This is a genomic window from Paeniglutamicibacter sp. ZC-3 (assembly GCF_025847175.2).
Lineage (GTDB): Bacteria > Actinomycetota > Actinomycetes > Actinomycetales > Micrococcaceae > Paeniglutamicibacter > Paeniglutamicibacter sulfureus.
In genome coordinates this window covers 1-12,842 of sequence record NZ_JAOYTG010000007.1, presented here as the reverse complement: position 1 = coordinate 12,842, position 12,842 = coordinate 1, and the positions used below count along the sequence as shown (strand labels likewise).

Here is a 12,842-nt window from a genome sequence, read left to right as displayed (position 1 = left end):
CGACCGAGCCCACAATCATGACCGAGACCACGACCACGACCATTACCGCGCCCCACCAGGAGCCACAGCGCATCCGCGGCCTGGAAATGCCGTGGAACCGCGTGCTGGGCAGCACCGAGGGACCGGCCAGTGCCGCGCGCGCCCTGGGCCCCTGGCACCCGCAGGAGTTCCTGGCCGAATGCGTCGAGATTGTTCCGGAAGTCGGTGGAATGCTGACCTTCGTGTTCCGCCGCGCAGACGGCGCGCCCCTCGCGTTCCGCCCGGGTCAATACGTGAACATCGCCTTCCCCGTGAACGGCGAGGGCGGGGACCCGATCGACCGCAGCTACTCCCTGTCCAGTTCGCCCACGAAACCGTGGACCTTCGACATCACGGTGAAGCGAGACCCGGCCGGCCGGGTCTCGCCGTGGGTGCACGAAAACGTCGGACCCGGCACGGTGCTCGAGATGCTCGGACCCGTCGGCGCCTTCCACCTGCCCGACGCCGACCGGCGGGCGCGCTACCTCCTGCTGGCCGCGGGCTCCGGCATCACCCCGATCATGTCCATGCTGCGGACCATCCACTCGCTGCCCGGACAGGCCGACGTGGTGGTGCTCTATCACGGTGCCGCACCCGGAGGCTTCGCCTTCCACCAGGAACTGGGCTACATCGCCACCGTGGATTCGCGCGTCACCGTCCACTTCTCCCTGGGCGACCGCAGCGCGCCCGCGGACTGGGAAGGCCTCACCGGACGGCTGACCACCGCGATGCTGGACGAGGTGGCGCCAGATGCCAACGGACGCCAGGTCTATGCCTGCGGCCCCGAGGGCTACCTGAACAACGTGTCCGAACTGCTCGCCGCAGTCGGCGTCGACGACACCTCCATCCACATGGAATTCTTCTCCGGAGACTGCGAGACGACCCTGGAATACCAAGCGGAGGTCGCACTGGCTGAGGAGATTGCCGAGGAAATCGCGGAGGAAATCGCCGATTCCGCGGAGGACTACTACGAAAGCCAGCCTTCCGCCCTGGGCATGTACGAACCGGCCTACGACGACGAGGGCCCGCTGGAGGCCACGGGACTGCCGCTCCAGGCGGCCGATCCCGACTTTGCCGAACCAGACCCCGTCGATTCCGAGGTTCCGGCCGCCGAGGCAGAAACAGCGGAACCCTCCGCCCCCGACGTTTCGGCATTCGACACCGTCGGCACCGGAAGCCTCACCCTGTCCTTCATGCGCACCGGCATCAACGTGCGCATCGACCCCGAGGAGAAGATCCTCGGCATTGCCCAGCGAGCCGGAGTCAGGATCGGCGCCAACTGCCAGGAAGGCATGTGCGGCTCCTGCAAGATCGTGAAGCTTTCCGGTGATATTGAGATGAACCACCAAGGCGGGATCCGCGCACGGGAGATCGAGGCCGGCAAGTTCCTGCCGTGCTGCTCGACCGCGCGGACCGATCTGGTGATCGACGCCTAGCTGGCTGGTTCCAGGAGGTGACGTCGGAAGCATGGATGGCGGGCATGGAGGTCATCGGCCCTCCCGGCGCAAGGCCAGGGGGTCGTCAAGGACGTTCCAGCCATGCCAACGTGGTTCATGTTGGAGGGCGGAATTTCCTAGTGTGCGGCGGCGGACAGGTGCCGCTGCAGCAGGCTGATGTCCACTTCGACGATCTGGCCATTGCGCAGCGGTTTGGTTCGCACGCCTCCCTGCAGCTCATCAACAGTCAGTCGGATCAATGTCCCGTGGGCCACGGCAATGATGTTCTTGCCCTCGTAACGCAGCACCAGCTCACTGAGGGCGGAAATCCCGCGCTTCACCACGTCTTCCTCGGGCTCTGCCGAGTGCAGCAGGAGGTCGATCTCCTCGCGGGGCAGGTCGCGGACCACACGGCCTTCGGCATTGCCGTAGTGGCGTTCCTGGAGACCGCCCAATTTTTCGGTCAGCGTCAACCCCAGGTCATGCCCGATGAGTTCCGCCGTTTCCGCTGCGCGGCCAAGCGTCGATGAGACCAGTACATCCCAGTGGCGGGTTGCCAGTTCCCGGCCCGCGCCACGTGCCTGCTCACGTCCCAGCTCATTGAGCGGAATATCCGTCTGACCCTGAAGTCGACCTTCGGCATTCCATGCCGTTTCACCGTGACGGACCAAAACCAAGGTTGCACTCATGGCCACAAGCCTAACCCGGCAGGAACGCCGCCGGGATCCGGTGCAGATCCTTCGATTCCCATCCCCCCCGGACGCAACCTAAGCACACATTCTTTGGCTACAGGCAATTTTCTTGCCACAATGGATCCCAGACCCCCATCCCGAGCGGCCGAGAGATCTGGCTTTACGACGCCGCAGCAACCTTCCACACTCCGGTGGACAAGGTGCTACCGCCAGAAACGATGGAGAACGCACCAGCGATCTTGGGTGTCGATGCGCCCGCAGGGAAACCCCTCCCCTAGGGCACTTCGGCACCGCATTCATCCGGGAGAAGCACCACCCGCCCCACCACAGGCGAGGACAGTCCGCACCCAGGGCTGCCCCAGCCGTATACGCAAGGAGTCAGCCACCCTCATGGCCGAACACCAATTTGGATTCCGCACGCGCGCGCTGCACGCCGGCGGCACCCCTGACGCCGAGCACGGCTCGCGCGCCGTTCCGATCTACCAGACCACGTCGTTTGTCTTCAAGGATTCCGACGACGCCGCGAACCTCTTTGCGCTGCAAAAGTACGGCAACATCTACTCCCGCATCGGCAACCCGACGGTGGCGGCATTCGAGGAGCGCATCGCCTCCCTCGAAGGCGGCATCGGCGCGGTGGCCACCGGCTCGGGCATGGCAGCTGAATTCATCACCTTCGCCGCACTTGCAGGCGCCGGGGACCACATCGTGGCCTCCTCCAAGCTCTACGGCGGCACCATCACCCAGCTCGACGTGACGCTGCGTCGATTCGGGGTGTCGACGACCTTCATCGACTCCACGGATCCGGCCGAGTTCGCCGCCGCCATCCAGGAAAACACCAAGGCCGTCTACACCGAAGTCGTGGCCAACCCCTCCGGCGACGTCGCCGACCTCAGGGGCCTGGCCGAGGTCGCCCACGCCGCGGGCCTCCCGCTGGTTGTCGATTCGACCCTCACCCCTCCGTACCTGTTGCGCCCGATCGAGCACGGTGCCGACATCGTTATCCACTCCGCCACCAAGTTCCTCGGCGGCCACGGCACCACCCTCGGCGGCATCGTCGTGGAGGCCGGCACCTTCAACTGGGGCAATGGCAAGTTCCCCGCGATGACCGAGCCCGTGGCCTCCTACGGCAACGTCTCCTGGTGGGACAACTTCGGCGAGTACGGCTTCCTGACCAAGTTGCGCAGCGAGCAGCTGCGCGACATCGGACCGGCACTGCCGGCACAGTCCGCGTTCCAGCTGCTGCAGGGCGTCGAGACCTTGCCCCAGCGCATGGACTCGCACCTGGCCAATGCCAAGGCCGTGGCCGCATGGCTGGAGGCCGACCCGCGCATTTCCTACGTGAACTACGCAGGCCTGCCCTCCCACCCGCACTACGAGCGTGCCCAGGAGCTGTTGCCCCTGGGCGTCGGCTCCGTGTTCAGCTTCGGAGTCAAGGGCGGCCGCGCCGCCGGCAGTGCCTTCATCGAGGCATTGCAGCTGGCCAGCCACCTGGCCAACGTCGGGGACGTGCGCACCCTGGTGCTGCACCCGGCTTCCACCACCCACCAGCAGCTCTCCGCCGACCAGCTGGTTGCGGCAGGCGTTCCCGAGGACCTGATCCGCTTCTCGGTGGGACTGGAAGACATCGATGACATCCTCTGGGACCTGGACCAGGCCCTGACCGCTTCGCAGCTGGTGGCCGACGCCCCGGCCGAGGAAGCCTACGACGGGGCAGCCTGCTCCATCGACGCCGCCCGCGCGGCCGCCGTGACGGGAGCCAAGTAATGAGCAACGCCGTGGAAACCCGCACCTGGGAAGGCCCGAACGCAGCCGAACGCCTCGAGATCCTGCGCAACACCAAGTCGATCGCGATCGTGGGCGCTTCCAACAAGCCCTCGCGCGCCAGCTACTTCGTGGCGACCTACCTGTTGTCCTCCTCCAAGTACAAGGTCTACTTCGTCAACCCGGTGCTCGATGAGATCCTGGGCCAGCCGGTCTACAAGTCGCTGGCCGACCTGCCGGAGACACCGGACCTGGTGGAGGTCTTCCGCAAGCACGACGACCTGCCCGGCGTCCTGGACGAGTCGATCGCCGTGGGGGCCAAGACCCTGTGGCTGCAACTGGGTTCCTGGCACGAGGAGGTCGCGGCCAAGGCCGAGGCCAACGGCCTGAATGTGGTGATGGACCGGTGCGTGAAGATCGAACACGCACGCTTCCACGGCGGGCTGCGCCTGGCCGGGTTCAACACCGGCGTCATCTCCTCCAAGCGCCAGCTGCTCGCCTAGCAAGACAGTCTGCCCCATGCGAAGGGTCCGTGCCCGAAACCCCATGGTTTCCGGCACGGACCCTTCCCATTGGAGGGAACCCGCGGGACGGCCCGAGCGATTCCCGTAGGCAACCCGTCATTCAGGGGCGGCCCGTGGTTCTCATTACCACCCGGTGTCGTCCTCGTCGTCGGCCTCGGAAACCCCGAGGTCCGGCTGCTGGTTTGAATCGAACTCCGCCCAGGCCTCGGCAAAGCCGAGGATGTCCTCGAGCGCTTCTTCCTCGTCGTCGTCCAACAGTTCCAGGGCCTCGGGGGTGTCGAGGATGATTCCGATCGCCGAGGCAGGGTGTTCCTCGAAGTAGTCGATCGGTGAGTAGTCGGCGTTGAAGGTCATGTCCTTGCTCTGCCCATACAGTTCAATGAAGGCCCGCACAGCCTTCGGCACACGAGCCAGGTCCAGGCCGGACAATGAGTCGTTGTAGGCCTGCGCCGTTGCCTCGGCCCATTCCTCGATGATGGCTTCATTCATTTGCGTGTCGGTGGTGCCCACTGCCCTATCCTGCCTAATTGGAGTTACATCGAGCACCAATAGTAGTGGGCGGAACCCGAAGCGTACATGCCCAGAACTGTGAAATTCGTTGGGTCGCGGCCGGCGCTTCGGCGGCCGGGTTCAGGCTGCCCGCGGGAGACGCAAAGGGAGCCCGTGCGGGCGCCTGGACGGCACCCGCACGGGCTCCCGGGCATTCCTTTTCCTACAGCCTGCGGTTGGCCAGCACCGGCAGGAACTCGCGCACCTCGTCGATGCGCCGGCGCGTGACATCGGTCGTCACCAAGCCCTCGGCATCGTCGCCCAGGTACTCGATCGGCACACCCATGGGATCCAGGATCGCCGAGTGGCCGATGGTGTGGCTCGAGCTGGTTCCGGCGGCCGCGACCCACACCGTGTTCTCGATCGCGCGTGCCCGCAACAGGGTTTCCCAGTGCTCGATCTTGTGCTCGCCCTTGAACCAGGCGGCGGCCACGAGCAACAGTTCGGCACCCTCGTTGACCAGCCTCCGGGCGATTTCCGGGAAGCGCAGGTCATAGCAGGTGAACACCCCGACCTTCATGCCGGCGATGTCGAAGACGGGGACCTCGGCAACATCTCCGGCCTTGATCGACTTCGATTCCTGGTAGGAGAATGCGTCGTAGAGGTGGATCTTGCGGTAGGTCCCCAGGATCGCGCCATCCTCTCCGAGCACCACCAGGGTGTTGTAGGGCCGTTCGTCGCCACTTTGCTCGTATCCCCCGGCCACAATGGCAATCTTGTGCTCGGCGGTCATGAAGGAAAGCTGCTGGACGAATTTGGTCCAGTTCCCTTCGAGGGCGTCATTCAACGGGCCCGTCACCTGCGAAACGGCGAGCATGGCCTCTTCGGGAAAGAGCACCAGGTCCGCGGCCTCGGCCTTCGCCTTGGCAACCAGTCGTTCCATGGTTTCCAAGTTGTCGGTGACCGACCCTGTGGGGGCAAATTGACCAACGCTGACCTTCATGGCGATTCCCTTCGTCGCTGAGTTCTTTCACCCAGCCTAACGACAATCGCCAACTCGGCGAGTCGGCTGCAGTGATTTTTGCCCCGACCCGAAGAATGTGACGGCAAAACGGTCGACAGGGGGACGGTTCGGCATCCTGAGGCAGGTCAAGACGGCATCCGTGCCCCGGACACGGCAAGGGCGCGGTGCCGGGCCAGGTGAATGTCATTCATCCTGCCCCACACCGCGCCCGAGCGCGTCGCTGTCAGTCGTTGATCAAATCGTGACGGACGATCGTCTGCTCACGGTCCGGTCCCACGCCGATGGCGGAGAAACGGGTCCCGCTTATGGCTTCGAGCGCCAGCACGTAGTTGCGTGCATTCTCCGGCAGGTCATCGAGGGTGCGGGCACCGGTGATGTCCTCGGTCCAGCCGTCGAAGTATTCGAAGACGGGCTTGGCGTGGTGGAAGTCGGTCTGCGTCATCGGCATCTCGTCGTGGCGCACTCCGTCAACGTCGTAGGCCACGCACACCGGGATCTTCTCGATGTTGGTCAGCACGTCGAGCTTGGTGACGAAGTAGTCGGTGAAGCCGTTCACGCGCGAGGCGTGGCGGGCCAACACTGCATCGTACCAGCCACAACGGCGCGGACGGCCGGTGTTCACGCCGAATTCCCCGCCGGTCTTCTGCAAGTATTCGCCCATGTCGTCAAAGAGCTCGGTCGGGAACGGCCCTGCACCCACGCGGGTGGTGTAGGCCTTGATGATGCCGATCGAGCGGCTGATACGGGTTGGGCCGATGCCCGAGCCGACCGAGGCGCCGCCGGCGGTCGGGTTCGAGGACGTCACGAACGGGTAGGTGCCGTGGTCCACGTCCAGGAACGTGGCTTGGCCGCCTTCCATGAGCACGACCTTGCCGGCGTCCAGCGCATTGTTCAGCTCGAGCGTCGCATCGATGACCAGCGGGCGCAGGCGCTCGGCGTAGGAGAGGAAGTACTCGACGATTTCGTCGATCTCGACGCTGCGGCGGTTGTAGACCTTGACCAGCAGTTCGTTCTTCTGGCGCAGTGCGCCCTCGACCTTCTGGCGCAGGATGGATTCGTCAAAGACGTCCTGCACGCGGATGCCCAGGCGCCCGATCTTGTCCATGTAGGCCGGGCCGATGCCGCGCCCGGTGGTGCCGATGGCGCGCTTGCCCAGGAAGCGTTCGGTGACCTTGTCCATGGTCTGGTGGTACGGGGCGACCAGGTGCGCGTTGGCCGACACGCGCAGCTTCGAGGTATCGGCACCGCGTGCCTCCAGTCCCTCGATCTCTTCGAAGAGCGCCTCGAGGTTGACCACACAGCCGTTGCCGATGATCGGGATGGCATTTGGCGAAAGAATACCGGCGGGAAGGAGCTTGAGCTCATACTTTTCACCGCCAACGACAACTGTATGACCTGCGTTGTTGCCGCCGTTTGGCTTTACAACGTAGTCAACCTGGCCACCCAAAAGGTCTGTGGCCTTGCCCTTGCCTTCGTCGCCCCACTGGGCGCCGACGATCACGATTGCTGGCATGGGATCCTCCCCCTTGCTCGATTCAGCGCGGCCGGCAAAAATGCCGGGTCCCGGCGGTGCCGGGCGCAGAAATGCCCCTCGCTCTTCGATTGGCCCAAGCAGGATCAGGAAGAACAGTAAGGGGCTCTTACGTCACGAGTTTACCCGATGCAGCATCAATGAGTGGATTTATGCTTCCTTGGGCTCGTCTTCTGCTTCGACCGCCGCCGCCAATGCGGCGCGTGCCAGTGTTTCCCAGTGCTCGATCGATGTTTCGGGAACGGATACCCAGTCGCGGAAGGGCCGCCCCTGACCCGAGGGGTCGAAGAGGCCGGCACCGGGATATTCCAGGGCCTTGCGCATGATTTCACTCTCGCGTCCCACCTTGAATCCCATGGTGTCCTCGATAAGGCAGGCGATGGCCTTTGATTCGTACTTCAAGGCGTCCTTGCCAAACATCTTTCCGGCAGCCACTCCCTCGCCAAGCAGGGCACGCGTGAGCCGCTGGAACTCTTTCATGGCCTCTGGTGTAGGAAATTGCATACTCATGCCCCCATCAAACCCCGCCTTTGCCCCTTGCGTCGAGGGATCGACCAAAAGTCTTTTGACGACTGCGCCTCCCGCCTGCAGCTGCTCCAGATGATGACGCGAAGAAATGCGCCCACATTCAGACTTGCTTGGAGTGCCGCCTAGACTGGGAGCCATGGCCCTGACGCGTGAACAACTCATTGATGCCGCCGTGGGCGTGCTCTCGGAGTTCGGCCTGGCCGACCTGTCCATGCGCCGGCTGGCACGGGAACTGGATGTTCAGGTCGGGGCGCTGTATTGGCATGTGAAGTCCAAGCAGGAACTGCTCGTGGATGTTGCCGCCAGGCTCCTGGACGCGGTGCCTCGCCCCGCATCACCCACCCCTGCAGTGGCACCGATGGCCATCGCCGCGCTGCTGCGCCAACTGCGCACCGCGCTGATCACAGTTCCGGACTCGGCCGAGGTCATGCAGCTTGCTCAATCCATGCGTCCCGAGTCCTTGGACCCGTTGGGCTGGATCCTGGATTTCCTGCGGATCGCGGGCGTCCCGGAGAGCGATGCCACCTATGCCCGGCACGTGCTGGTCAATCATTTGCTGGGGTCGATCGGCGCACACCAGGAGGCGCTGGCATTGGCCGCAGGCACCGAACCGTCCGAGTCATCATCTGACTGGGGCGACGAGGCTTTCGACTACGGTGTTCGGGTGATCCTGCGAGGGATGGCACTGGAACCCATCGCCGGTTAACTGCCCAGACGCCCGTTCGAAGCTTCCAGGTAGCAAGCTCCGCAGAGGGATTCGTACCAAACCTCGTCCCCGTCGATGGCCACCTGGTCTCCATCGAAAATGATCTCGGTGCCGATCCGGCGGGTGTTGAACACCGCCTTCTTTCCGCAGCGGCAAATCGTCTTGAGTTCCTCAAGGCTGTGCGCGATCTCCAGCAGGCGCCGCGACCCGGGAAACGCATGGGTGCGGAAGTCCGAGCGGATCCCGTAGGCCAGCACGGGGACGTTATCCAGGATGGCGATGCGGAACAGGTCATCGACCTGTTCCGGCGTCAGGAACTGGGCCTCGTCAACCAGCAGGCACGCCACCGGAGGCGCATCCACGTGCTGCAGCAGGGCATCCGGGTCGTCCCCGGCGACTTTAGTGGCAAAAAGTTCCCGGGCATTCGCTGACGGTGGGATGAGGAAATCCACGTCGCGGCTCATTCCCAGGCGGGAAACTATTGCCGAGTCGCCCTTCGTATCGATCCCCGGCTTCGCCAAGAGGACCCGCTGTCCGCGCTCTTCATAGTTGAAGGCGGTCTGGAGAAGACCCGTGGACTTGCCGGAATTCATTGCCCCATAGCGGAAGTACAGCTTCGCCACATCGTTCCTTTCGAGTTGGACGCCGTGGACGATTCTATGTCCCAAAGCTTTCCCGTAAGGAACGGCAGTGCTCCCCCGCGCACAACATTGTTCCGGCGCCCGGGGCCTCGGCAGCCCCCAGGCACCGGGACAATGCGGTCGTGGATTCTGTAGGGAATCCCGCAGAAATGCGGACCGGTGACCTAAGTGACGGCGTGGCGCGTGCGGAAGGCGGGCACGTCCCAGGCGCGAGTTTCAAGGATGTCGCGCAGAATTTCCACCGCATCCCAGATGTCAGTGTAGGAAAGGTAGAGCGGCGTGAGACCGAAGCGCAGCACCTCGGGCTCTCGGTAGTCTCCAATGACGTCCCGATCGATCAACGCCTGGATGATGGCGTAGCCCTCTGGGTGGCGGAAGCTGACATGGCTGCCGCGTTCCGCATGGTTCTCGGGCGTCACCAGCTCGAGGCCGAATTCGCCGCATCGCTCGCGCACGAGCGCAATGAACACGTCCGCTAGGGCGAGCGACTTGGCACGCACCAGATCCATGTCGGCATCCAACGACACATCCAGCCCGCATTCGACCATGGCCATGGAGGTGATCGGCTGGGTGCCGCACAGGAATCGGCGAACGTCGTTCGCGGCCGTGTAATTGTCGGCCATGGCGAACGGGGCGGCATGGGACCACCAGCCCGTCAGGGGCTGCCAGAAGCGGCCCTGGTGGCGTGCGTTGACCCAGATGAAGGCCGGGGAGCCCGGCCCGCCGTTGAGGTACTTGTAGGTGCAGCCAACCGCGTAGTCGGCGTTCGCCCCGTTGAGGTCCACCGGGACGGCGCCGGCCGCGTGGGCCAGGTCCCAGATGACCAAGGCTCCTGCCTCGTGCGCGGCGGCGGTGACTGCGCCCATGTCCCACATGGCGCCGGTGCGGTAGTTGACATGAGACAGGGCGAGCACCGCCACGGAACCATCCAGCGCCTGCTCCAGCGACAGGTTCTCGTCGATGAGTCGCACTTCGTAGTGCTCGTTGGTTTCGGCGTTGACCGAATTCAGGAAATCGCTGATGCCTTCGGCAATGTAGATGTCCGTGGGGAAGTTGTCGCGCTCGGTCAGGATAACGCGGCGGGACGGGGCTTCCTGCTGCTGGATGCGCACGGCCGAGGCAAGTGCCTTGAACAGGTTCAGGCTGGTGGTATCGGTGACGACGGTTTCACCGTCTTTTCCTCCGATGAGCTTGGAAAGCTTGTCTCCGAGACGGCTGGGCATCTCGAACCAACCCGAAGTGTTCCACGAGCGGATCAGACCCTGGCCCCATTCGTTGTTGATGACTTCGGCAGCCCGTTCGGCTGCACCGCGCGGCAACGGGCCGAGTGAGTTTCCGTCAAGGTAGATCAAGCCCTCCGGGAGGGAAAAACGTCCACGGAAAGACGCCAGTGCATCCACAGCGTCCTCTGCTTGGAGACTTTCGCGATCCGTGTGGGTGGGTGTGCTCATGATCGGGTTTGTGGCCTTTCTGGAATCAATGGCGTTCCCCTGCTGCGGAATTCGTGCCACGGCAAGGAAAACCCATCATAGAATTATTCACGATGCACTGGATAGGACCTTGAACAAGTGCTCAAAATGATGGGAGTTTTTCGTGTTAGATTCTGAATTCATCAGGAATCATGACAGCCAGCGAAATGCTGTTCGGCTCGATGATGTGGATCTGCGGATACTTCGCGAACTCAGCGCCAACGCGCGCATCCCCAATAACCTTCTGGCTTCACGTGCGGGGGTCGCCCCGTCCACCTGCCTGAGTCGCGTCCGCGCGCTCCAGGAGTCCGGGGTGATTCGCGGGTTCCACGCGGACCTGGACCCGGCAAAACTGGGCTTGCGCATCGCCGCCATGGTGTCCGTGGTGGTTCGCTCCGAATCCCGCGATTCCATGCTGGAATCCGCACGCACCCTGCGCGGGCTCACGGAAGTCCAGGATGTGTTTGTACTTGGAGGAACCCCCGACATCCTGGTTCACGTCGTCACCGATTCCATCGAGTCACTGAGGGATTTCGTGGCCAAGAACCTCGGAGCGAATGCCGCCTTTTCGTCCACGCAAACCAATATCGTCTTTGAGCACCTGTCCCCCGCCAAGAAAGCCTGACGAACACCGGGAAAGCCTTTGGGCGCCTACGGGGCCGCTTCCGCATAGGCGCGCAGCGATTTCAAGGTATCGGCCTCGGATCCGGCAATAGCGGCCAGAAGGTCCCCGACCTCATTTCGAAGTTTCTTGGCCGCTTCGACCTTGATAGTCAGCCGGACCCGAGTCTGTGCTGATTCTCCGGCGAGCGCATATCGGTAGTGCACGCTGATGTCCCCGCCGCCGGAAGTGAGGGTGATGGCCTTCTCATCGACCAATTCCGAAATCAGCAACTGACGTTCATGGAATCCGGAACGGTAGTCGAGGACTGTCCCGAGGCTCGTGAGCTGCTCGGCCTCCATCGAATCAACCCCGGGCATCCATTTGGGCGCGGCCACCCAATCGGTAAGCAGTTCCCACACTCGCGGCACCGAGAGGTGAATCAGCTCCTGGGAATCCAAAGCCTGAAACTGTGTCATAGCCGAATCGTGTCACGCCGCAGCCCAAAATGAAACGCCTACAGGCCCTTTTGCCTCTTGCGCATCCCGAGCATCAAGGCGCCGCCCAGCAGTAGTGCCAGCCCGAGCCCACCCATGACGACGGTGCCGTTGCTGCCGGTATTTGCCAGTTCATGCCGTTGGGAATCGACGAGGGGTTTGGCGACTGCCTGGGCAACTTGCTTTTTCTGGACCACGGGTTTGGTGACGGTCGCAGCGGGCTTGATTTCAATATCTCGCTCTTCTGGCTCTTGCGTCGGCGTGGTCGGCTCCGGCGATTCTTGTTCGGCGACTTCCCATTCGCCCAAACCCGCCAGGATTCCGTCGAATGCTTCCTGCGCCCATTCAGGGTTGTCCGGGAAGAGTTCGTTGAGGTACTCCCACAATTCGTCCAGATAGTACTCGTCGCCGGTCGTTGCAAAGTCAGTGACAATGTCGATGATCGTCTGGAGTTCAGGTGAATCCATCATCGCGTTGTTGTATTCATCGATGAATTCCTGGCCTTCGTCTGAATCCAGGAATTCATTCCACTGGCTCTCGTCCCACGCCTCGGAACCTTCGGGCATCGTCAGGGTCGGCATCCAGGCCGGCATTTCTGGTTCCTCTGCAGGGTCCTCGGCCATCGGCGGAGAGGCCGACTCTTCAACGATTTCGATGGTACTGCCTCCCTCAGCGCCCTCCGATTCGGTCGTTCCAGTTGGGCTCGCCACTTTAACGACCTGACCGCTGACTTCCACCGAAGGGCCGGATGGCACGGCGTCTACTAGATGATTAAGTCCTAATCATTTCAGTGGTCGTAGGCGGTTAGGGAGCGTTTGCGGGGTGCGTTGGTTTTCCAGTTGTGCCAGATTCCTGCCGCGAGGGCCAGGAGCTTTGACGCGACGCGTGCGTAGAGACCTTCGAGGGTTCTGGCGCCGTGGTGTTC

General features: G+C 63.3%; 14 protein-coding genes, 1 pseudogene and 1 riboswitch. Of the genes and pseudogenes, 5 read left to right on the top strand and 10 right to left on the bottom strand.

Annotated features, from left to right (window positions below):
• Positions 1-17 precede the first annotated feature (17 nt).
• Positions 18-1,454 (top strand): ferredoxin reductase, encoded by a 1,437-nt coding sequence (locus OIU93_RS09405; protein ID WP_264269948.1) that lies wholly within the window; start codon positions 18-20, stop codon positions 1,452-1,454.
• Positions 1,455-1,591: 137 nt separating this feature from the next.
• Here the strand turns inward: OIU93_RS09405 and OIU93_RS09400 are convergent, their stop codons facing one another.
• On the bottom strand, positions 1,592-2,143 hold the full coding sequence (locus OIU93_RS09400) for a histidine phosphatase family protein (RefSeq protein WP_264269826.1): 552 nt from the start codon (positions 2,141-2,143) through the stop codon (positions 1,592-1,594).
• A gap of 132 nt (positions 2,144-2,275) precedes the next feature.
• A riboswitch (SAM riboswitch) is annotated at positions 2,276-2,371 on the top strand.
• A gap of 165 nt (positions 2,372-2,536) precedes the next feature.
• Here OIU93_RS09400 and OIU93_RS09395 point away from each other — a divergent pair.
• Positions 2,537-3,910, top strand: coding sequence for an O-acetylhomoserine aminocarboxypropyltransferase/cysteine synthase family protein (locus tag OIU93_RS09395; protein WP_264269825.1), 1,374 nt, complete (start codon positions 2,537-2,539; stop codon positions 3,908-3,910).
• A complete protein-coding gene (locus tag OIU93_RS09390; protein ID WP_264269824.1) occupies positions 3,910-4,410 on the top strand; it encodes a CoA-binding protein in 501 nt (166 codons plus the stop codon). Before OIU93_RS09395 ends, OIU93_RS09390 begins: the two co-directional genes overlap by 1 nt.
• A gap of 144 nt (positions 4,411-4,554) precedes the next feature.
• Here the strand turns inward: OIU93_RS09390 and OIU93_RS09385 are convergent, their stop codons facing one another.
• The 4 genes from OIU93_RS09385 to OIU93_RS09370 form a co-directional block, all read right to left on the bottom strand.
• The gene (locus OIU93_RS09385) at positions 4,555-4,941 is read right to left on the bottom strand and encodes a hypothetical protein (protein ID WP_264269823.1); all 387 of its coding nucleotides are present in this window, start codon (positions 4,939-4,941) and stop codon (positions 4,555-4,557) included.
• A 202-nt stretch (positions 4,942-5,143) separates the two neighbouring features.
• Positions 5,144-5,923: a carbon-nitrogen hydrolase family protein gene (locus tag OIU93_RS09380; protein ID WP_264269822.1), complete on the bottom strand. Its 780-nt coding sequence runs from the start codon at positions 5,921-5,923 to the stop codon at positions 5,144-5,146.
• A gap of 244 nt (positions 5,924-6,167) precedes the next feature.
• Positions 6,168-7,457 carry an adenylosuccinate synthase gene (locus OIU93_RS09375; RefSeq protein WP_264269821.1) on the bottom strand — a complete coding sequence of 430 codons (1,290 nt, stop codon included), beginning with the start codon at positions 7,455-7,457 and terminating at the stop codon, positions 6,168-6,170.
• Between the two features lie 168 nt (positions 7,458-7,625).
• Positions 7,626-7,985: a hypothetical protein gene (locus OIU93_RS09370; RefSeq protein ID WP_264269820.1), complete on the bottom strand. Its 360-nt coding sequence runs from the start codon at positions 7,983-7,985 to the stop codon at positions 7,626-7,628.
• A gap of 154 nt (positions 7,986-8,139) precedes the next feature.
• Here OIU93_RS09370 and OIU93_RS09365 point away from each other — a divergent pair, with 154 nt between their 5' ends.
• The gene (locus tag OIU93_RS09365; protein WP_264269819.1) at positions 8,140-8,709 is read left to right on the top strand and encodes a TetR family transcriptional regulator; all 570 of its coding nucleotides are present in this window, start codon (positions 8,140-8,142) and stop codon (positions 8,707-8,709) included.
• Here the strand turns inward: OIU93_RS09365 and OIU93_RS09360 are convergent.
• Positions 8,706-9,332: a thymidine kinase gene (locus tag OIU93_RS09360; RefSeq protein ID WP_264269818.1), complete on the bottom strand. Its 627-nt coding sequence runs from the start codon at positions 9,330-9,332 to the stop codon at positions 8,706-8,708. The two genes, OIU93_RS09365 and OIU93_RS09360, sit on opposite strands and share 4 nt — an antisense overlap.
• Before the next feature lie 182 nt (positions 9,333-9,514).
• The gene (kynU, locus tag OIU93_RS09355) at positions 9,515-10,801 is read right to left on the bottom strand and encodes a kynureninase (protein ID WP_264269817.1); all 1,287 of its coding nucleotides are present in this window, start codon (positions 10,799-10,801) and stop codon (positions 9,515-9,517) included.
• Positions 10,802-11,006: 205 nt separating this feature from the next.
• Here kynU and OIU93_RS09350 point away from each other — a divergent pair, with 205 nt between their 5' ends.
• Positions 11,007-11,444 carry an Lrp/AsnC family transcriptional regulator gene (locus OIU93_RS09350; protein WP_264269816.1) on the top strand — a complete coding sequence of 146 codons (438 nt, stop codon included), beginning with the start codon at positions 11,007-11,009 and terminating at the stop codon, positions 11,442-11,444.
• Between the two features lie 26 nt (positions 11,445-11,470).
• On the opposite strand, the gene OIU93_RS09345 is transcribed toward OIU93_RS09350, so the two are convergent.
• The 3 genes and pseudogenes from OIU93_RS09345 to OIU93_RS09335 form a co-directional block, all read right to left on the bottom strand.
• A complete protein-coding gene (locus OIU93_RS09345) occupies positions 11,471-11,899 on the bottom strand; it encodes an SRPBCC family protein (RefSeq protein ID WP_264269815.1) in 429 nt (142 codons plus the stop codon).
• Between the two features lie 38 nt (positions 11,900-11,937).
• Positions 11,938-12,654: an LPXTG cell wall anchor domain-containing protein gene (locus tag OIU93_RS09340; RefSeq protein WP_264269814.1), complete on the bottom strand. Its 717-nt coding sequence runs from the start codon at positions 12,652-12,654 to the stop codon at positions 11,938-11,940.
• A gap of 50 nt (positions 12,655-12,704) precedes the next feature.
• Positions 12,705-12,842, bottom strand: a pseudogene (locus OIU93_RS09335) (IS982 family transposase); the annotation flags it as partial.

What these genes read in the sequence shown, in the direction of transcription:
- OIU93_RS09405 (WP_264269948.1), top strand. Translation starts at nt 18, where the DNA reads ATGACCGAGACCACGACCACGACCATTACCGCGCCCCACCAGGAGCCA.
- OIU93_RS09365 (WP_264269819.1), top strand. Translation starts at nt 8,140, where the DNA reads ATGGCCCTGACGCGTGAACAACTCATTGATGCCGCCGTGGGCGTGCTC.
- OIU93_RS09390 (WP_264269824.1), top strand. Translation starts at nt 3,910, where the DNA reads ATGAGCAACGCCGTGGAAACCCGCACCTGGGAAGGCCCGAACGCAGCC.
- OIU93_RS09400 (WP_264269826.1), bottom strand. Translation starts at nt 2,143, where the DNA reads ATGAGTGCAACCTTGGTTTTGGTCCGTCACGGTGAAACGGCATGGAAT.
- OIU93_RS09395 (WP_264269825.1), top strand. Translation starts at nt 2,537, where the DNA reads ATGGCCGAACACCAATTTGGATTCCGCACGCGCGCGCTGCACGCCGGC.
- OIU93_RS09375 (WP_264269821.1), bottom strand. Translation starts at nt 7,457, where the DNA reads ATGCCAGCAATCGTGATCGTCGGCGCCCAGTGGGGCGACGAAGGCAAG.
- OIU93_RS09370 (WP_264269820.1), bottom strand. Translation starts at nt 7,985, where the DNA reads ATGAGTATGCAATTTCCTACACCAGAGGCCATGAAAGAGTTCCAGCGG.
- OIU93_RS09380 (WP_264269822.1), bottom strand. Translation starts at nt 5,923, where the DNA reads ATGAAGGTCAGCGTTGGTCAATTTGCCCCCACAGGGTCGGTCACCGAC.
- kynU (WP_264269817.1), bottom strand. Translation starts at nt 10,801, where the DNA reads ATGAGCACACCCACCCACACGGATCGCGAAAGTCTCCAAGCAGAGGAC.
- OIU93_RS09345 (WP_264269815.1), bottom strand. Translation starts at nt 11,899, where the DNA reads ATGACACAGTTTCAGGCTTTGGATTCCCAGGAGCTGATTCACCTCTCG.